This is a genomic window from Vreelandella janggokensis (assembly GCF_031451615.1).
Taxonomy (GTDB): Bacteria; Pseudomonadota; Gammaproteobacteria; order Pseudomonadales; family Halomonadaceae; genus Vreelandella; species Vreelandella janggokensis.
Map to the genome: position 1 here is coordinate 1 of NZ_JARWAJ010000004.1, position 19,185 is coordinate 19,185.

The 19,185-nt window shown below is 58.7% G+C and carries 14 protein-coding genes; 10 read left to right on the top strand and 4 right to left on the bottom strand.

The window, feature by feature from the left end; genetic code table 11:
* Positions 1-69 precede the first annotated feature (69 nt).
* Both QC816_RS11880 and QC816_RS11885 read left to right on the top strand, forming a co-directional pair.
* Positions 70-4,740 carry a DUF5801 repeats-in-toxin domain-containing protein gene (locus QC816_RS11880; RefSeq protein WP_309782416.1) on the top strand — a complete coding sequence of 1,557 codons (4,671 nt, stop codon included), beginning with the start codon at positions 70-72 and terminating at the stop codon, positions 4,738-4,740.
* A 126-nt stretch (positions 4,741-4,866) separates the two neighbouring features.
* Positions 4,867-5,193 carry a tryptophan synthase subunit beta like protein gene (locus tag QC816_RS11885; protein ID WP_309782418.1) on the top strand — a complete coding sequence of 109 codons (327 nt, stop codon included), beginning with the start codon at positions 4,867-4,869 and terminating at the stop codon, positions 5,191-5,193.
* A 68-nt stretch (positions 5,194-5,261) separates the two neighbouring features.
* Here the strand turns inward: QC816_RS11885 and QC816_RS11890 are convergent, their stop codons facing one another.
* The 3 genes from QC816_RS11890 to QC816_RS11900 all read right to left on the bottom strand — a co-directional run bounded on the left by QC816_RS11890 (position 5,262) and on the right by QC816_RS11900 (position 8,677).
* Positions 5,262-7,163 carry an EAL domain-containing protein gene (locus QC816_RS11890; RefSeq protein ID WP_309782420.1) on the bottom strand — a complete coding sequence of 634 codons (1,902 nt, stop codon included), beginning with the start codon at positions 7,161-7,163 and terminating at the stop codon, positions 5,262-5,264.
* Between the two features lie 11 nt (positions 7,164-7,174).
* Positions 7,175-7,846, bottom strand: a complete 672-nt coding sequence (locus QC816_RS11895; RefSeq protein ID WP_085918470.1) for a transglutaminase-like cysteine peptidase — start codon at positions 7,844-7,846, stop codon at positions 7,175-7,177.
* 144 nt (positions 7,847-7,990) lie between these two features.
* Positions 7,991-8,677 carry an arylesterase gene (locus QC816_RS11900; RefSeq protein ID WP_309782422.1) on the bottom strand — a complete coding sequence of 229 codons (687 nt, stop codon included), beginning with the start codon at positions 8,675-8,677 and terminating at the stop codon, positions 7,991-7,993.
* Here QC816_RS11900 and QC816_RS11905 point away from each other — a divergent pair.
* From QC816_RS11905 to nadS, 5 genes are all read left to right on the top strand, one after another.
* Positions 8,676-9,476, top strand: coding sequence for an ABC transporter ATP-binding protein (locus QC816_RS11905; protein ID WP_309782424.1), 801 nt, complete (start codon positions 8,676-8,678; stop codon positions 9,474-9,476). The genes QC816_RS11900 and QC816_RS11905 overlap by 2 nt on opposite strands.
* A complete protein-coding gene (locus QC816_RS11910) occupies positions 9,473-12,040 on the top strand; it encodes an ABC transporter permease (RefSeq protein ID WP_309782426.1) in 2,568 nt (855 codons plus the stop codon). The genes QC816_RS11905 and QC816_RS11910 overlap by 4 nt, the downstream gene beginning before the upstream one ends.
* A 188-nt stretch (positions 12,041-12,228) precedes the next feature.
* Positions 12,229-13,494, top strand: a complete 1,266-nt coding sequence (glyA, locus tag QC816_RS11915) for a serine hydroxymethyltransferase (protein ID WP_309782428.1) — start codon at positions 12,229-12,231, stop codon at positions 13,492-13,494.
* Between the two features lie 570 nt (positions 13,495-14,064).
* Positions 14,065-14,175 (top strand): hypothetical protein, encoded by a 111-nt coding sequence (locus QC816_RS18310; RefSeq protein WP_422823747.1) that lies wholly within the window; start codon positions 14,065-14,067, stop codon positions 14,173-14,175.
* Entirely contained in the window at positions 14,175-14,459 is a 285-nt protein-coding gene (gene nadS / locus QC816_RS11925; protein WP_092830910.1) for a NadS family protein, read from the top strand. Before QC816_RS18310 ends, nadS begins: the two co-directional genes overlap by 1 nt.
* A gap of 145 nt (positions 14,460-14,604) precedes the next feature.
* Here nadS and rfaH read toward each other — a convergent pair whose 3' ends face one another.
* Complete coding sequence (gene rfaH, locus QC816_RS11930) at positions 14,605-15,129, bottom strand: transcription/translation regulatory transformer protein RfaH (RefSeq protein ID WP_309782434.1); 525 nt, start codon at positions 15,127-15,129, stop codon at positions 14,605-14,607.
* A 193-nt stretch (positions 15,130-15,322) separates the two neighbouring features.
* On the opposite strand from rfaH, the gene QC816_RS11935 reads away from it, so the two are divergent.
* The 3 genes from QC816_RS11935 to cysD all read left to right on the top strand — a co-directional run bounded on the left by QC816_RS11935 (position 15,323) and on the right by cysD (position 19,144).
* Entirely contained in the window at positions 15,323-17,089 is a 1,767-nt protein-coding gene (locus QC816_RS11935; RefSeq protein WP_309782436.1) for an SLC13 family permease, read from the top strand.
* Between the two features lie 109 nt (positions 17,090-17,198).
* A complete protein-coding gene (gene cysQ, locus QC816_RS11940; RefSeq protein ID WP_309782438.1) occupies positions 17,199-18,032 on the top strand; it encodes a 3'(2'),5'-bisphosphate nucleotidase CysQ in 834 nt (277 codons plus the stop codon).
* A gap of 194 nt (positions 18,033-18,226) precedes the next feature.
* Positions 18,227-19,144, top strand: coding sequence for a sulfate adenylyltransferase subunit CysD (gene cysD, locus QC816_RS11945; RefSeq protein ID WP_309782440.1), 918 nt, complete (start codon positions 18,227-18,229; stop codon positions 19,142-19,144).
* Positions 19,145-19,185 lie beyond the last annotated feature (41 nt).

A 19,185-nucleotide genomic window follows, 5' to 3' on the forward strand; every position in this document is an offset into this window, starting at 1 on the left:
CAACTGGTCCAGACGCTGACCGATGCCGATGGTGACAGTGACAGCGCGACGCTGGACCTGAGCGACGGTGTGTTCACCATCCGTGACGACGGCCCAAGCATCGAGGCCACAGAACCCACTGGCCAAGAAGTTACTATCGAAAACCTGGGTAGTTCCGCAGGTGTCGGTTACAACAACAGCTTTGGCTATTACGTGAAGGGTGAAGACGGTCAACCGACTACCGGTCGAGTCATTTGGTCAAATGTTAAGAGTGATGTGGGCGACACCCAAGTCATTGAAGGATATGCGCCGGATGAAATCGGTTACTTCGTCATTCCAGATGGCTCTAGGCTGAATTCTGAACTTGGCAATGATACGGAAGTGACGTTCGAGCAAGTCGATGGTGCCTGGGTTGCTACCATAGTCGGTGAAGATGAGCCGTTGGCTGGTAAAGACGCTAACGCCCCGGTTCTCTTCAGTGATCCAGCTCTACAGCCTGACGGCGCCTCTCATGTAGAGAACAATGCCGAGGAAGGGCATCTCAACTGGGAAGACATCTATGGTTCGGGAAGCGACCGTGATTACAACGACGTCAATGTCAATGTGAACTGGGCGCCTGCCAACCTCACTGTCAATGAGGCAGATCTTGACGGTGATGCTCAATACGACTTCTCGGGTTACTTCGACACCGACTACGGTTCTGACGGCGCGGGAAGCGCTCAGTACAGCATGAGCATCGCTGAAGAGGGTGCCGATACCGGCCTTGTCGATACCGAGTCGGGCGAAACCGTCAAGGTCAAGATGGAAGCCGATGGTAGTATTACCGGCTATTTTGAAGACGGCAGCAACGAGGTGCCTGTTTTCACTATGTCGGTAAACGAGAACGGAGTCGTTACGCTTGACCAGGTTCGTGCCGTTTCCCATCCGCTTTCAGGCGCCGTGGGTGCGAGTGATCCCGTTAACCTGTCTGCCGATACCGTGTTCCTGAACCAGGAAGTGTTCGATAGTGATGGCGACAGTACAACGGCGTCGATTGACGTTGGCGGCGTCGTCTACTTCCTGGATGACGGACCGACGGCGAATGATGACACTGCCTCTGTAGATGAAGGTAATGTTGTCGGTGGCAACGTGCTGACAGATGGCACGGCTGACGACTTCGGTGCCGATGGTGCCGCCACGGGCGGCGGTGTCGTGGGCGTGGCAGTCGGTAGTGACACCAGCACTCCGGTAACCGGCAATGTTGGCGCAACACTGCAAGGCAGCTACGGCACGCTGACGCTGGGAGCGAACGGAGCTTACACCTACACCGCGACCGCGAATGCCATCACCGCAGACGCCACGGACGTGTTCACCTACACCATTGAAGACGCTGATGGTGATACGTCGACCACCACGCTGAGCATTGACGTGGCGGATGTCACCCTGGTGGGTGATGACACCACGGCTGAGGTCAACGAAGCGGCCCTGGATGACGTGGGCAGCGACCCGACAAGTGCTGAAGAAACCGCGACGGGCAGCGTGAGCGTGGCGGGCACGGATGTCAGTTACGCACTGACCGGCGACGGCACGGGCAATAACGGCACGCTGACACTGGATAGTGACGGCAACTTCACCTATACGCTGGAAACCCCGGTGACCGATACGACCGGGGATGACGGTGAAAACACAGTCAATGGCGTTGAAAGCTTCGAATATGTAGCGACCGATGCCAACGGCAACACCACCACCGGCACTATCACGGTTGATGTGACCGACGATGTGCCGACGGCCTACGCCGACACAGTGGACGTCACGGAAGGCGCCGACGTTGAAGGCAACGTGCTGACAGATGGCACGGCTGCTGAGTTCGGTGCCGATGGTGCCGCCACGGGCGGCGGTGTCGTGGGTGTGGCAGTCGGTAGTGACACCAGCACCCCGGTAACGGGCAATGTTGGCGCAACACTGCAAGGCAGCTACGGCACGCTGACGCTGGGAGCGAACGGTGCTTACACCTACACCGCGACCGCGAATGCCATCACCGCAGACGCCACGGACGTGTTCACCTACACCATTGAAGACGCTGATGGTGATACGTCGACCACCACGCTGAGCATTGACGTGGCGGATGTCACCCTGGTGGGTGATGACACCACGGCTGAGGTCAACGAAGCGGCCCTGGATGACGTGGGCAGCGACCCGACAAGTGCTGAAGAAACCGCGACGGGCAGCGTGAGCGTGGCGGGCACGGATGTCAGTTACGCACTGACCGGCGACGGCACGGGGAATAACGGCACGCTGACACTGGATAGTGACGGCAACTTCACCTATACGCTGGAAACCCCGGTGACCGATACGACCGGGGATGACGGTGAAAACACAGTCAATGGCGTTGAAAGCTTCGAATATGTAGCGACTGATGCCAACGGCAACACCACCACCGGCACTATCACGGTTGATGTGACCGACGATGTGCCGACAGCAGTTGACGACACTGTTGAGTCTGTTGAAGGCACAAGTTCAACGCAGGGTTCAGATCTTGTGTTGATGATTGATACATCAGGCAGCGTAAGTGATAGTGATTTGACTTCCATGAAGTCGTCATTACAAAACTTGTTTAATAGTGGCTCCGTGCACTCGGTCTTTGTTACTTCATTCGCATCAGACGGTCAGTTCCATGACTCAGGTGTTGATGGTGGTTGGTATACCGATCTGGGTGCAGCTATGACTGCGATTAATAGCCTATCTTCAGGTGGCCAAACAGATTACGACTCTGCACTAGAGACTGTGACCGAGAACTTTACGCCTCCGCCTGCAGGCGGCGACAAACTAGTCTCCATGTTTATCTCCGATGGTGAACCAAACCAGCACAATGGTACGCCGAGTGTTGGAATTGACTTTAATGAAGAAGCTAATTGGATTCAGTTCTTGGAAGCTAACGGCTTTGATGATTCTTATGCGGTAGGCTATGGGGGTCTGAGCTATAGTGATGTTAGCAAGCTTGAACCTATCGCATGGACTGAGGGTGAGAGCTGGTTTACCTACAACGAATACTATGACTCTACTGCTGATGACAATGTCATTATTCTAAATGATGTCGATGATTTAGCATCAACGCTGAGCTCTACTGTAACGGCCACGCCAACCCCTGTTACGGGCAATGTGCTTGATAATGACACTGCCGGTGCGGATGGGTATGCCGCTCCGGCACTGGTGGATGTGACTTACGATGGGGATACGGTGACTTTCACCGAAACCATAACATCAGCCACCTTTGATACCAATGCTGGTACGGTTGTTATCAATAGTGATGGTAGCTATGAGTTCACCGGCCTAGCAGATACTGACAATGATGTTAGCGCGTTGATTGGCTATACAATCGAAGATGGAGATGGTGATACATCTTCTGCTTATCTCATGGTGCAAACTAGAGACAGCCAACCTACCGCTTATGACAATGTTAATAATGCTGTCATAACTGAGGAGACTGTGCCTGGAGAAACAACACCCTATTATTTTTTCGATATTCATGCACAAGTGAATGACTCTGGCGAGGGTGGCACAACTACTGAGACACGGTTTTTTAACATCAATGCTGGTCACACCGGTGAAATTGAGTTTGATATTGAAGTTGATAGTGGTGAATTCAAAAATCATGATTCATACACTTGGACCATCTTTAAGGATGGTGTCGTTGATTCATCGCAAACCTACAATGATGACTCAGATCATAACAATGTAACGGTCAGTGGCCTTGACGAAGGTTCTTATCAATTGCAACTGACGTTAAATGATTCGGGCCAAGGTTCACGTTGGGACGACCTTCATGTCGACTTGGAGAACATTACACTTAGGGTGACATCACCAGCTGCCACCATTGCGGTGGCAGCTGCAGCACAGGGTAATGTGATAACTGATGCCAATGCTTTGGTCAGTAGTTCAGACCCCTGGGCGGCTACTGACGACACAGGTACGGATGGTGCTAATGTCTCAGCTGTCAATGGTGTTAGCTTGTCATCGCTGGCTGACTCGACAAACAGCTCATACGCTGCCGCGGATGGCTATAAAGAGTATGACTCAACTTATGGCACCTTCTTTATCAATACTGATGGTGATTATGCTTATGAGCCAGATGCTGACCTTGATAATATCGGGCAGCAAGAAATCTTCAGCTACACCTTAACGCAGCCAGACGGTGACTCTGACACTGCTAACTTGGTAATTAACCTTGCAGATTCAGAATTCGTTGCCCAGACGCCCACCACAACAGGTACCTCTGCTGATGACTTGATGCTAGGTACTACTGGTGATGATCTGTTGGATGGTGCTGCCGGAGATGATCATATTGAGAGTGGCGATGGTGATGACATCCTAATCGGCGGTGCCGGTGACGATATTCTCTACGGCGGTGCAGGCGCTGACACTTTCGCCTGGAACTTCGGTGATGAAATTACAGGCGATGATCAGCCAGCCAATGACCAGGTAATGGACTTCACTGAGGGTAAGTTTGGTACGGATGACAACGCTGACAAGCTCGACCTCTCCGATCTTCTGCAGGGTGAGGATAGCGACAACATCAACGAGTACATTTTTGCCGAGGAAGATGGCGACAATGTAGTGCTTAGTATCAGCTCTGAAGGTAATCTGAATGGCAGTACGAGTGCCGCCGATCAGAAGATTACTCTCGAAGGGAAATCCTTTAGTGACTTCGGCGTTAATAGCGGGGCTTCAGAGGATTTGATCGCTAAACTGATCGAAGATGGCCAACTGAAAATTGACCAATAACCAAGATGCGCTAAGCCGCTGATACTGCCCCGCCGAGTGTGCTGCCCGGCGGGGCTTTTTATTGTGACTGCATTGCCTGCGTGGATTGTTTATGCTGGCGGGCAGCGAAAAACAAGGAGTCGATAAATGTACGTCAACCGCGACAGCCAGGGCGAGATCAGCCAGGTAAGCCGTACCGTAACCGAGCACTGCAAGGAATACGTCTCGCCGGAGTCGGCGGAGCTGCAGCGTTTTATCAACGCCGAAACCCATGAAGCCGCGCTGCTCAGGCAGTCGGATATGGAGTTTGTGCGGGTACTGGAAGACGTGATCACCCTGTTGATGGATCGGGGGATCATCCGCTTCACGGACCTGCCGGAAAAAGCCCAGGAAAAACTTCTGGACAGGCAGTCGCTGCGCAAACGCGTCAACGACGTAGGGCTGATCAGCGACGATGACAGCGACGTGATCTAACCGTCGCTCACGACATTAATCAGCGGCTTCCATGCCGCTGATTTCAATTCAAGCTGTCATCTTCGAGCTTACGGCGCTTTCACACCAGGCCCGGTAACTGCATCAAGCCCCAGGTCAAACAGTGTCTCGGCTTCTTCGGGGCGTTTAACGCCTTCGGCGATGGCCAGAATACCCAGCGAGTGGGCCAGGGTGGCCATGCCGCGCAGGATGGTCTGCTGGTCAAATGCTTGGTCCACGCCGGTGACCAGGCTGGCGTCAAACTTGAGGAACGCAAGCCCCAGATCGTGAAGGTCGGCAAGGCGAGTGAACTCGCTGCCCACGTGCTCAAGGCCTATCCGCACGCCGGTGTGCTGCAGCTCGCGGCACAATAACCGGAAGCTTGCCAGGTCATGCAGCGCGGTACTTTCGGGTAGCTCGATCCACAGCTTGCGGGCCGCCTCGGGGGCGTGCTCAAGCCGTTGGCGCAGCGCCTTGATAAACGCCATGTCGCTGACCGCGCGGCCGGAGAGGTTGATACCCAGCGGTAGCTGGTCGGTCTCGATAATGGCCAGCGCGCGCTCGGCAACGGCCAGGTCCAGCTTGTCTTCCAGCTGCAGGCGGGCCACCCAGGGCATGAACAAGCCCGCGCTACGCCATTCGCCTGCTAACTCAAGGCGCGAGGGCGCCTCGTAATGCACCACTTCCTGACGGGCATTGACCACCGGGAAGCGAGCCAGCGCAACGCCGGCGTCCATCGACTGGATCAGCGCTGACCGCCATGCTTCATGGGTCGTATACAGCGGCAAGCGTGCCTCGCCAGAAGCCACCACCAGCGCCATGTCACCACGGCCCTCGGCATCGGCGAGGGCACCGTCAAGCGCTGCAAGCCGCTGAGAAGGCGTATCGCCGTGAGTGTACTCACTCAGCGCGGCGGGTAGCCTGAGCGGCGCGCCCACGGCATCGCGTAGCAGCGTCAGCTGATGCTTGAGGCTTTCACTGACGTGCTCGATATCCTGGGAGCCATGGACCACCACCAGGAAGTCACTGCCGTTCAAGCGGCCCACTTCACCGCCGCCCAGTTCATTGGCCAACTGCGCCAGATGGCTCACCAGCGCCCGCAATGCCGCATCGGTGGCCTGGCGGCCCAGGCGCTCGTTGACCTCGGGCAGGTCGTCCACGCGCACCATAATCAACACGCCGCTGGCACGCTGGGAGTCACTTTCAAGGTTGCGCTGCAAATGCTCCAGCAGCGTTGTGCGGTTAGAGGCACCCGTGGTGGCATCCTCCTGCAAGCGGCGGCGCAACTGGTCGAGCTTGCCGGTTTCTTCGCTCAGCATGGTATGCACCGCCCCAGAGAGCGTGTTCATCGCCTGTACCACCTCGCGCAGCTCCAGCGTGCGCGGCTCTGAAGAAGTGGTAAAGCGGCGCGCACTGATGCTGCGTGCCTGGCTGACCACTTCCAGCAGCGGCCGACGGATGGTGCGAACAATCCACCAGGCCAGCAACAGGCTGATAGCACCCACCAAGGCAAACCAGGCAGTCATTTTCAGTGTGCTTTGCCACAGCGAACGGTAGGCGTAGTCGTGCTGGCTCGCCAGGGTCAGGGTGCCGTACTGGCTCCAGCCGTCCTGCACCACTGCCTGGCCAGGGGAAACATCCAGGCGCACCAGGTCAACAAACCAGCTGGGCACACCGTCGTCCAGCGGCTCGGCTTCGCGGCGCTGCATGATGTCACCTTGCGGCGAGCGCAGTTCAATCAAACGGTAATGCCCGGTATCAAACTGCGCGGATAGCAGCAGCTCGATGCTGACGTCATCTTTTTCCATCTGGGTCATGGAAAGTGCCAGCGCGTTGGCATTGTCGGCATTCTTGATTTGTACTTCCTGCTCAACGTAATCCTGCGTGGAGGTCACGCTCACCGCCAGACTGCCCACGAACGCCAACAGCAGTATCAGGATGACCGTCAGCCAAAGCTGCTTGATGAGAGACATATCCTATCCTCTTATATAAATCCTTGATCGCGCATGCGGTTAACCACGCTTTGCCAGCGTGAAAGCCGCGCGAGTGGGTCAGCCCGTGACTCCTGCGACCCCCCGGCCCACAAGCCGCTGCTGTTGAAACTGAAGACGGGGGTCAGGTCGTCGCGTTCCGAGGCCGGTCGAATGGAAGGGATGATGTTATCCAGTACCAACGGCTCGGACGCCGGTGTTTGATAGTACCCAAGCACCATATGCGCCTGGCTTTGCTGGGAACGGCCAATCCGTGCCCGAACATAAATCATGCGCAGCTTGTTGCCCGGCACTCCCAGTTCCTTGAGCGTGATGTACTTGGCAATCGAGTAATCCTCGCAGTCACCTTCGCGCTTGCCCAGCATTTCCAGCGGCGTCGCCCAGTAATCTTCCTGGCCCCAGATGGAAATGTCATCCCGCCAGCGCACCTTGCGGTTGAAGAAGTCATTCACTTCACGCATCTGGTCGCCAAGCCTTGCGCCGCGCAGCCGCTGGATCATGGCCAGCCACTCATCGATCAGCGTCACGCCCGAAGCCCCATGCGCCTGCTGCATCTTCTGGCGGATCCGCGCCGGGTTGAACGCCGAAGCCGTGGACGGCGCGCCAATCATCAGGCACAGCAACCCAGCGCCCAGCCCCGAGAGCACTTGCCGCCGCGATACCATCACGTTACCTGACCATCCATGGCGGCGCGAGATAGAAACCTGTTTTGAAGATGTTCAAGCTAATGGGGGGATCCTCATGGTGCCTTGTAAAAATAGTGCCTTGTAAAAACTTCTCAACGCATATCGGCAAAAGACGGTGTGACTTTATCGCCCAATCATTTCGTCCAATGCATCCCACACGGTTTCCAGAATAATCGGCTGGGCCTCGGCGGTGGGGTGAATGCCGTCGTCCTGCATCAAGGCATCGTCGGTGGCTATGCCCTCCAGCAAAAACGGCACCAGCGTAACGCCGTAGGCGTCGGCGAGGTTATGATAAACGGTGGTAAATGCCTCCCGGTAGGCAGCGCCGTAGTTGGGCGGAATCTCGATGCCCAGCAGCAGGACCTCGGCATCTGCGGCCTGGCTGGCCTCGATCATCGTCGCCAGGTTGGCCTGCATCTGCTGCGGCGGAAGGCCGCGCAACCCATCGTTGCCGCCCAGCTCCAGCAGAACAATATCCGGCTCGTGCTGTCCTAATAGGTCATCGAAACGCTGGACACCACCTGAAGTGGTTTCACCGCTGATGCTTGCGTTGACCACGGTTGCCGCTTCCGGCAGCCGGTCTTCAAGCAAGGCCACCCAGCTTTCATCGCGCTCAATGTTATACGCCGCGCTCAGGCTATCGCCCATGACCAACAGGGTGGGGGCGGAGCCTGCGTCCGAGTCGACCGACTCAGCGTTGACTGGCCCGGCGACCAGGGTGGCTATCAGAACCCCCAGCCACAGGGTTAGTATGCGGTAATGTTCTCGCCATGCTGCTTTTTGCCAAGCTACAAGGATGCCACGCTTCATGTCTTACTCCTCTGCTGATTCCCCTGAGCCGACCGCCAAGGCGGATAGCCAACGCGTGCTTCATGCCGAACGCTTGACCAAAAGTGTCACCAGTGGCGAACGCACGCTGACCATCTTACACGACCTTTCGTTGAGCGTGGCAGCCGGAGAAAGCGTGGCCATTCTGGGCAAGAGCGGGGCGGGCAAATCCACCTTGTTGGGCCTGCTGGCTGGGCTGGATACCCCGACAGACGGCGAACTCCACTTGTTCGGCCATCCGCTCAGCCGCCTGGATGAAGACGGCCGTGCCTCGCTGCGCGCAGGCCGCGTCGGCTTTGTGTTCCAGAATTTTCAACTGCTGCCCACGCTAAGCGCGCTGGAAAACGTGCTGCTGCCGCTGGAACTCTCGCCCCGTGCCGGAGAAACCGACACCGCCGCCCAGTGGCTGACCCGCGTCGGTCTGGGTGAGCGCCAGGGCCACTTGCCCAAACAGCTTTCCGGCGGCGAGCAGCAGCGCGTGGCCATCGCCCGGGCGTTTGTCAGCGACCCGGAACTGGTCTTCGCCGACGAACCCACCGGCAACCTGGACCCGGACACCGGCGCGCAAATCATCGACCTGCTCTTCGAACTCAATCATCAGGCGGGCACCACCCTGATCCTGGTCACCCACGACCACGCCCTGGCTCGCCGTTGCGACCGCTGCCTGCGGCTGATCGACGGCCACCTTGACGCCTTCGATCCCCACACTCTTGCCAGCGACACGCTCGAAAGCCATGCCTCTAAAAGCGATGCCTCCAGAAACCATGAGGCCAAGACATGAGCAACCTCAACGCTCGGCTGGCCCTGCGTAGCCTGAAGCGCGACCTGCGTGCCGCCGATGTGCGCGCGCTGTTCGTGGCACTCATGCTCGCCGTGGCCGCCTCCACCATGATCGCGTTTTTCCTCGACCGCCTGGACCGCGGCCTGGAGCGCCAGGCCAGCCAGATGCTGGGCGGCGATGTGGTACTGGAACAGCGCGACCCGTTCAGCGAAGAGCTGCGCGCTCAACTGGAAGATGCCGGCTTTACCCTGAGCGACCAGGTCGACCTGGTCTCGATGATCAGCCGCGACGACCGCTTCCAGCCCGCCAGCCTCAAAGCCGTGGACGATATCTACCCGCATTACGGCAGCTCGCGGGTGGATCTGGGCAATGGCACCGAGCAAGTGGCCTCTGGCCCGGCAGCCGGTGAAGCCTGGGCCGATCCACGCCTCGCCCAGTTGATCGACATCGAGATTGGCGACAGCGTTCAGGTCGGGCAGACAGAGCTGACCATCAGCGGGATTATCGAGCGCGAGGCCGACCAGTCCGGCGGCTTTGGCAGCTTCAACCCTCGGCTGATGCTCAACACCGCCGACCTGGAGGCTACCGGGCTGGTCCAGGAAGGCTCCCGGGTCGAGTTTGAAATCCTCGCCGCCGGGCCACCCCAGGCGCTGGATGCCGTGCAAGGGCTGCTCGACGAACTGCGCCGGGAGGGCGTTGAAGTCAGCGACGTGCGCGTCGACCAGCCACAGTTAGGCAATGCCCTGGAACGTGCCGAGAGCTACCTGGGCCTGGCCGGGCTTGCCGCCGTGCTGTTGGCAGGCGTGGCAGTGGCCATGTCCACCCGCCGTTATGTGGAACGTCATCTGGACACCGCCGCACTGCTGCGCTGTTTCGGGGCCAGTCAGCACCAGTTGGTCGTCATCTTCTCGATTCAACTGCTGGGCCTGGCCCTGGTCGCCTCGCTGCTGGGTGCCGTGTTGGGACTGGCCGGACAGGCGCTGTTGCTATGGCTGCTGGCCAGCTTCCTGCCCATGACGCTACCGCCCCCCGGTATCATGCCCCTCGGTCTGGGAGTGCTAACGGCTTTTGCGGTACTGATCGGCTTTGCCGGACCCACGCTACTGCGCATCAAGCGCGTCAGCGCCCTCAAGGTGCTGCGCCGCGAGCTGGACCCGCTGCCACCCGCCGCATGGCTGGTAGTCAGCGTGGCCAGCCTGGTGTTTGGCGGCCTGCTATGGCTGTATTCCGGCAGTCTGCCACTGGCCATGGCCCTGCTGGTCGGCGGCGCGGCCCTGCTCGGCGTGCTGTGGGGCATCAGCATGCTGCTGCTGAATGGCGTATTGTGCGGCGTGCAGGCGCTTTCTGGCAAAGGCCCCTGGACCCAGGCGCTGCGCCTGGGTGGCCGTCAGTTAGCGCGGCGTCGGCAGGCCGGGCTTGGCCAGCTGATGGCGTTCTCGGTGACCTTTTTTGCCATGGCGATGATCGTCCTGGTACGTGGCGACCTGCTCAATACCTGGCAGAACCAACTGCCCGACGACACGCCCAACTACTTCGCGATCAACATTCAGCCCACAGAGCGCGACGACTTCGAGGACGCGATCAGCCCGCGGGCCGAAGCGCAAAGCGAACTCTACCCCATGGTCCGCGGCCGGGTAATCTCGATCAACGACCAGGACCCGCGTGAAGCCGTGCGACCTGACGCCCGCGGCGACAACTCCCTGCGCCGGGAGCTCAACCTCACCTGGCAGGCCGAAGTGCCGGAAGGCAACGAGATCGTCGCCGGGGAATGGTTTGCAAGTGAAGAGGGCGCTGACGAGCAGCAAGGCTGGATGAGTGAGGTAGACGCCACCGCCCAAGCCGCGCCGGTGCCCATTTCCGTGGAAGACGGCCTGGCCGAACGCCTCGGGCTGACGCTTGGCGACCGGCTCACCTTCGCCGTGGGCAGCGATGAAATCACCACCGAGATCACCAGCCTGCGCAGCCTCAACTGGGATACCTTCCGGCCCAACTTCTTCGTGATCTTCCCGCCGGATGTGCTGGAATCCTTCGGCCACAGCTATATCACGGCGTTTTACTTGCCGGAAGAAGAGCAAAGCCTGATCAATCAACTGGTAAGGGACTTCCCCGGCGTCTCGCTGCTTAATGTCGAGGCCATTCTGGGGCAGGTGCGCGATGTGCTCACCCAGGTCACCCGCGCGGTGGAACTGGTGCTGATCCTCGTGCTGCTCGCCGGGGTGAGTGTGCTCTACGCCGCGCTAACTGCCAGCCGACCGGTGCGCGCCCATGAAAGCGGCCTGCTGCGCGTCTTCGGGGCAGGGGAGACGATGATCTCACGGGTGCAGGGCGCCGAGTTCGCACTACTCGGTTTTGCCAGCGGGCTGCTCGGCGCGGCCCTGGCCGAACTGGCCACCGCCGTGCTGTATCTCTACCTGCTGGACTTGCCACCCCGGCCGCACCCCGAGTTATGGCTTGCGCTCCCCATCGGCGGCGCGCTGCTCATCGGCATTATCGGCCACAGCCTCTCCCGCAGCCTGCGTAAACAAGCCCCCGCCGCGAGTTTAGGGTTATTAGGGGAGGCCTAGCAAGCACCCAGCTCCAAGGAGTCCGACCTAGTCGGGCGATCAGGCCGTCTACAGCAACATTAAGCAGTACCCGCACATGAGCGCGATTCATCTGCATCCTGACGCGGATGCGATGAAAGTCGCGCTCGGCTGAGGTATCATGGGCGCCTACTCTTTCATGACGACCCTTCGTACGAGGTTTCCCGCCGATGTTCAGCCGCGATATGACAATTGCCGGATTCGATGATGTGCTTTTTGACGCCATGCAGAAAGAAGTGGCCCGCCAGGAAGCCCACATCGAGCTAATCGCTTCCGAAAACTACGCCAGCCCCCGCGTACTGGAAGCCCAGGGCAGCCAGCTGACCAACAAATACGCCGAAGGCTACCCCGGCAAGCGCTACTACGGCGGCTGCGAATTCGTCGACATCGCCGAAAACCTCGCCATCGATTACGCCAAGGAGCTGTTCGGCGCGACCTACGTCAATGTGCAGCCGCACTCCGGCTCCCAGGCCAACAGCGCCGTCTTCCAGGCGCTGGTCAAGCCCAATGACACCATTCTGGGCATGAGCCTGGATGCCGGTGGCCACCTGACCCACGGCGCCAAGCCCAACTTCTCCGGCAAGCACTACAACGCCATTCAGTACGGCCTCAACGAACAAGGGTTGATCGACTACGACCAGGTCGCCGATCTTGCTCGGGAACACAAGCCCAAAATGATCATTGCGGGCTTCTCTGCCTACTCGCAAATTGTTGACTGGGCCAAGTTCCGCGAGATCGCCGACGAAGTAGGCGCTTACCTACTGGTGGACATGGCCCACGTCTCCGGCCTGGTCGCCGCTGGCGTTTATCCAAGCCCGCTGCCCCACGCCCACGTGGTCACCTCTACCACGCACAAAACCTTGCGCGGCCCGCGTAGCGGCGTGATTCTCTCCGCCGAAAACAACGCGGATATTGAGAAAAAGCTTCAATCCGCCGTCTTCCCCGGCGGCCAGGGCGGCCCGCTGATGCACGTCATCGCCGCCAAGGCGATCTGCTTCAAGGAAGCCATGGCGCCGGAGTTCAAGACCTACCAGCAGCAGGTGGTCAAGAACGCCCAGGCGATGGCGGGTGTGTTTATCGAACGCGGCTACGACATCGTCTCCGGCGGTACCGAAGACCACCTCTTCCTGCTCTCGCTGATCAAGCAGGGCGTGACCGGCAAAGACGCCGACGCCGCCCTCGGCCGTGCACACATCACCGTCAACAAGAATGCCGTGCCCAACGACCCGCAAAGCCCGTTCGTCACCTCCGGCCTGCGCATCGGCACACCCGCCGTAACCACCCGCGGCTTCGGTGAAAAAGAGTGCAGCGACCTGGCCGGCTGGATCTGCGACATCCTCGACGTCCTCGCCAGCGGCGACGACACCGCCGCCATCGAGGCCGAGGTGCTGGATAAAGCCGCCGCGGTATGCAACAAGTTCCCCGTGTATAAGTAATTAAACGAAGTGGCTTGATCGACCCTGATCGCCCAATGAATTGGGCTCCTACAAACCCCCATGGCACATACGTGGGTGGATGCTCCCAGCTCCTGTAGGAGCTCGACTTCGTCGGGCGATCAGACCGCCTACAGACGATAACCTCCGGTGGCTCGATCACTACTGATCGCCCAATGAATTGGGCTCCTACAACCCCCTCCATGCACATACGTGGGTGGTTGCACCCAGCCCTTGTAGGAGCCCGACTCTGTCGGGCGATCACCTCTGTCGAAAATGTTAATAATACATCGACATTTCGATTTTTGTTGTGTACTTTGTACACCATAAGGTATGCTGGTTGAAGGAAAGCCATAATGGTGACTCACGGGATAGAGTTTATTGAAACGCCCACGTTCACTAGGCAAATCGACACAATTGCCTCTGATGACGAGATAAAGGAGCTTCAGTTAACGCTCATTGCGCAGCCGGACAAGGGTGACCTGATCCAAGGCACTGGGGGACTGCGTAAGGTTGGGGCATAAGGGTAAACGAGGCGGAGCTCGCGTCATTTATTTTCTAGCTACCGCTGAGGTGATCTACCTGATACTGGCTTATCCCAAAAATGTGAAAGACAGTTTGACGCCTTCTGAAAAGGCTACGCTCAAAGCACTTACCCAGCAGTTAAGAGAGGAGGTTTCTTGATGAGTATTTTTGATGAGCTCAACACATCGCTGCAAGAAGCTGTCGAGATCCAAAAGGGTAAGACGAAAGCCAGCCGGGTGACTCGCCACGAAGTGGCGGATGTCAGAGCAATTCGGGCAAAATTGCATGTATCTCAAGCTGAGTTTGCCGACGCAATGGGCACCAGCATCGACACCATAAAAAGTTGGGAGACCAAGCGTCGCAATCCAACAGGGTTGGCAGCGAAGGTACTCGCGACCATTCAAGAAAACCCTTCGTTCTTTAACGAGCTGGCTTCACACTGATTGCCCAGTACACGCTCCCAACCCCTGTAGAAGCCCGACTCTGTCGGGCGATTAGACCATCTATCAGCGATCACCCTCGGCGCCTTGTTGCTTGCTGATCGCCCAATGAATTGGGCTACTACAGGGCGATCAAGCCCACAACCCCTCACCGCTTCTGCAAATGCGCAACAGGCACTTCCACCTGCTGCGGGCGGTTGAGCAGGGTAAGCAGCAGCAGGGCGCGGTCCTGGCCTTTCAGTTCGGTAAGCTGGGCCAGCTGGCCTTTGAAAGCCCCCACCGTGACTTCAACCGCATCGCCTACGTGAAAATAGGCCTCCTGCTGGGTCTCTTTGCCTACAAGGTGCTGGTACAGCGTATCGACAATATGCTCAGGCACCACGGCGGGCTGGTCGCCGAAGGTCACCAGCTTCAAAACCCCCCGCGTGGAACGGATAGGGCGCCAGTTACTCGCCACTTGGTCTAACCTGATAAACAGGTAGTGCGGGAAGAGGGGCTCGGTGACCCATGCCAGCTTGCCACGGCGCTTTCGCTGCACCGCCAGCACCGGGTGAAAGACATGATAGCCCTGGTTTTCCAACTGCTCGGCAGCACGGAAAGACTCGCCCCCCTTGCACTGGATCAGGTACCATTGCGCGCATTCCGCGTTGGCTTGGCTAGCATGAAGGCTCATGGCGCTCCTGGCGTTATAATGAGTGGAAGCACAAGGTTTGATACCACTAGGGTCAACGGGCATTGTAACAAAAACGCAGCGACCCAACGCAGCGCAAATCAAGATCAGGGCAAGGGAAAGCGCCCGGAACAATCCCCGGGCGGTAGCGTGCCCGGACGCTTTATAAAACGGCCTGGTTCAGAAACGGAGCATCATGGAAGTAGCGGCGATATTTACCCTGATGGTGGTGGTTGCCACCTTAGCCGCCCTCGCGCTTACCCGCATTGCCCCCGATGCCATCCTGATGGCCGCCCTGGGATGCCTTGTCATCAGCGGCACCTTATCCCCCGTCCAAGCGCTGCAAGGGTTCTCCAACCCCGGGGTGATTACCATTGCCACGCTCTACGTGGTGGCCGCAGGGCTCAAGGAAACCGGGGCCATTCAATGGCTCGCCCATCTTTTGCTGGGTCAGCCTTCAAGGCTCCGTCAGGCCCAACTGCGCGTGTTGCTACCCGCCGCCGGGCTGAGTGCGTTCATGAACAACACCACCGTGGTCGCGATGTTCATCCCCGCGATACAAGAGTGGGCCACCCGGCTGAAACTGCCGCCGGGCAAGCTGCTGCTACCGCTCAGCTACGCCGCGATCATCGGCGGCACCTGCACCCTGATAGGCACCAGCACCAACCTGGTGGTGGATGGCCTGCTGCAAACCGAGCGCGGCGTCAGCCTTTCGATGTTTTCACTGGCGTGGGTCGGTGTACCGCTGGTGTTGATAGGCGGTACCTTTCTGTATTTTTTTACCAACCGCCTGCTGCCGGAACGCCAGGGCGTGCTTGAGCAACTCGAACAGGCCCGCGAATACTCGGTAGAAGTAGAGGTAGAAGCCAAAGGCCCCCTAGTGGGTAAAACCATCTCGGATGCGGGGCTGCGCAGCTTGGCCCACGGTTACCTGGCGGATATCGAACGCCACGAGCACTTGCTAACCGCCGTACCGCCGGAAACCGAGTTGATGTCCGGCGATATACTGATATTTATCGGCGCACCGGAATGCGCCCGCGAGCTGCGCCGTATTCGGGGCCTAAAGCCCGCCAGTGGCGATATTCACAAGCTGGATATTGCCCACCACCGGCGCTGCCTGGTGGAAGCTGTGATCGGGCCGGATTTCGGTGGCCTGAATCAAACCGTCAAGGCATCGCGATTTCGCTCCCGTTATCAGGCCGTGATCCTGTCCATATCGCGGAATGGAAAACGGCTGCCGGGCAAACTAGGCGATATTTCACTGCAAGTGGGCGATACCTTGTTGCTGGAAACCGCCCAGGATTTTGTCGACCAGTACCGCTACCGCAAAGACTTCCTGCTCGTCAGCGGCCTGACCGACTCCACACCGCCGGATTTTCGTAAAGCCCCTGTAGCGCTTGGCATATTGGCGAGCATGGTGATATTTAGCGCCACTGGCCTTTTGTCGATCCTTGAAGCCGCGCTGCTGGCGGGTGGCGGTATGCTGGCCACCCGTTGCGTACCCATGAGCAAAGCCCGGCGCTATGTGGATCTTTCCGTACTGATCGTGATCGCCGCCTCGTTCGCGCTGGGCGCCGGCATGACCGAAACCGGCGCCGCCGCTCAGGTCGCCCAATGGTTACTGTTAGCCGATGACCTGGCCCCCTGGGCCGCGCTGGCACTCGTTTACTTGTTGACCGTGGTCTTCACCGAGCTGATTACCAACAACGCCGCCGCCGTGCTGATGTTCCCCATTGCCGTCTCGGTCGCGGATCAACTGGGGGTGAATTTTCTCCCCTTTGCCATCGCCATCATGTTTGCCGCCTCCGCCAGCTTCATGACCCCGCTGGGCTACCAGACCAACCTGATGGTCCTCGGCCCCGGCGGCTACCGCTTCAGCGACTACCTGCGCCTCGGCGCACCGCTCAGCGCGATTGTCGCCGTCACGGTGATAACCCTGGTGCCGTTGGTATGGCCTTTTTAAGACGGAAGACGCCGCTGCGCGGCTGAAGAAGTAAGAGGTAAGAGGTAGGGAATAAGAAGTTCTTCCTTCTTCCCTCTTCCTTCTTCCATCTTTTTTCTAAGGATCTTTTGTGACTGCTTTTATTTCGAATGAACGACGCGCCCGCCTGATCGAAGGCGTACACGCCGCTGGGCGTGAGGTCATGGCGGTTTATGAGCGTGATTTCTCCGTCGAGACCAAGGACGACCAGAGCCCGCTCACCGAAGCCGATATGGCCGCGCATCACGCGCTGCTGGCGCTGCTGAAGGACCTGACGCCTGACGTGCCGGTGCTCTCCGAAGAGTCTGCCGAGGTGCCCTTTGCCACTCGCCAGACCTGGCAGCGTTACTGGCTGGTCGACCCGCTGGACGGCACCAAGGAATTCATCAGCAAGAACGGTGAATTCACCCTCAATGTGGCGCTGATCGAAAACGGCGTGCCGGTGTTCGGTATCGTCTACGCCCCGGTGTTGCAAACCACCTGGGTAGGGCAGGTGGGCGGCGAAGTCTTCAAGATCGCCCAGGGCATTTACATCAATATTCAGGTGCGGGAACTGCCCGAGCCCGAAGAGTCATCCTGGAAAGTGGTCGGCAGCCGACGCCACGGTGCAGAAATCTTTGAAGCTTTCTGCAGCGGCCTGCCCGCCCACGAGTGCGTCTCAATGGGCAGCTCTATCAAGCTGTGCCTGGTGGCGGAAGGCAGCGCGGACCTCTACCCGCGCCTCGCCCCCACCAGCGAATGGGACACCGCCGCCGCCCAGGCCATCGTCACCGCCGCCGGTGGCGAGGTACTCAACGCCGAAACCCTGGAGCCACTTCGCTGCAACCAGCAGGAAAGCGTGCTCAACCCGTTCTTTATCGTCTGTGGCCAGCGTGACAGCCGGTGGGAAGACGCGCTTCGCGCTGCCCTTTCAGGGCAAGCTTGAAGCTGGAAGCTAGAAGAGCGCCGCTACGCGGCTGGAAGAAGGAAGTTTGAAGAACGCCGCTGCGCGGCTAGAAGTTGGAAGCTAAAACAACAGCAGATCACAGCACTGGTTTCGATCTTGGGGTTTCTTACTTCTTACTTCTTACTTCTTATATCTTCCCCCTAATGCCAAAAACCTAAACACCCGGAAACCGCATGACCGAGATAACGCCCGAACGCCAAACCCACCTAAAGCAGCTCGAAGCGGAATCGATCCATATCATTCGCGAAGTCGCCGCCGAGTTTTCCAATCCGGTGATGATGTACTCCATCGGCAAAGATTCCTCAGTGATGCTGCACCTGGCGCGCAAGGCGTTTTACCCCGGCACGCCCCCGTTCCCGCTGATGCATATCGACACCACCTGGAAATTCCGCGAGATGATCGAGTTCCGCAACCGCATGGCGGCAGAGGCGGGCATGGAGCTTATCGTCCACACCAACGAAGAAGGTCGGGCGGCGAACATCAACCCGTTCGACCACGGCAGTGCCAAGTACACCGACATCATGAAAACCCAGGCGCTCAAGCAGGCGCTGGACAAGCATGGGTTTGACGCCGCTTTTGGCGGTGCCCGGCGTGATGAAGAAGCGTCCCGTGCCAAGGAACGTGTCTACTCCTTCCGCGATAAATACCACCGCTGGGACCCAAAAAAACAGCGCCCTGAGCTGTGGAATATCTACAACGCCAAGGTTAACAAGGGCGAATCGATCCGCGTGTTCCCGCTTTCCAACTGGACCGAGCTGGATATCTGGCAGTACATCTATCTGGAATCGATCCCCATTGTACCGCTGTACCTGTCAGCCCCACGCCCGGTGGTGGAGCGTGACGGCATGCAGATCATGGTCGACGACGACCGCATGCCGCTGGAACCGGGCGAAGTGCCGGCAGAAAAGTGGGTGCGCTTTAGAACCCTGGGCTGCTACCCGCTCACCGGTGCGGTGGAATCCAAGGCCGCCACCTTGCCCGAGGTCATCCAGGAAATGTTGCTGACCAAGACCAGCGAACGCAGCGGCCGCGCCATCGACCACGACCAGGCCGGCTCGATGGAGAAGAAGAAGAGGGAAGGTTACTTCTAAGGCGCGGATCGCCTTAGAAGTAACCAGAAGTAAGAGGGAAG

Excerpts from the sequence above, each read along its gene's own strand:
- QC816_RS11885 (WP_309782418.1), top strand. The coding sequence starts at position 4,867 with ATGTACGTCAACCGCGACAGCCAGGGCGAGATCAGCCAGGTAAGCCGT.
- QC816_RS11935 (WP_309782436.1), top strand. The coding sequence starts at position 15,323 with ATGGAAGTAGCGGCGATATTTACCCTGATGGTGGTGGTTGCCACCTTA.
- QC816_RS11895 (WP_085918470.1), bottom strand. The coding sequence starts at position 7,846 with ATGGTATCGCGGCGGCAAGTGCTCTCGGGGCTGGGCGCTGGGTTGCTG.
- rfaH (WP_309782434.1), bottom strand. The coding sequence starts at position 15,129 with ATGAGCCTTCATGCTAGCCAAGCCAACGCGGAATGCGCGCAATGGTAC.
- glyA (WP_309782428.1), top strand. The coding sequence starts at position 12,229 with ATGTTCAGCCGCGATATGACAATTGCCGGATTCGATGATGTGCTTTTT.
- QC816_RS11890 (WP_309782420.1), bottom strand. The coding sequence starts at position 7,163 with ATGTCTCTCATCAAGCAGCTTTGGCTGACGGTCATCCTGATACTGCTG.
- QC816_RS11910 (WP_309782426.1), top strand. The coding sequence starts at position 9,473 with ATGAGCAACCTCAACGCTCGGCTGGCCCTGCGTAGCCTGAAGCGCGAC.
- QC816_RS11900 (WP_309782422.1), bottom strand. The coding sequence starts at position 8,677 with ATGAAGCGTGGCATCCTTGTAGCTTGGCAAAAAGCAGCATGGCGAGAA.
- cysD (WP_309782440.1), top strand. The coding sequence starts at position 18,227 with ATGACCGAGATAACGCCCGAACGCCAAACCCACCTAAAGCAGCTCGAA.
- nadS (WP_092830910.1), top strand. The coding sequence starts at position 14,175 with ATGAGTATTTTTGATGAGCTCAACACATCGCTGCAAGAAGCTGTCGAG.
- QC816_RS11905 (WP_309782424.1), top strand. The coding sequence starts at position 8,676 with ATGTCTTACTCCTCTGCTGATTCCCCTGAGCCGACCGCCAAGGCGGAT.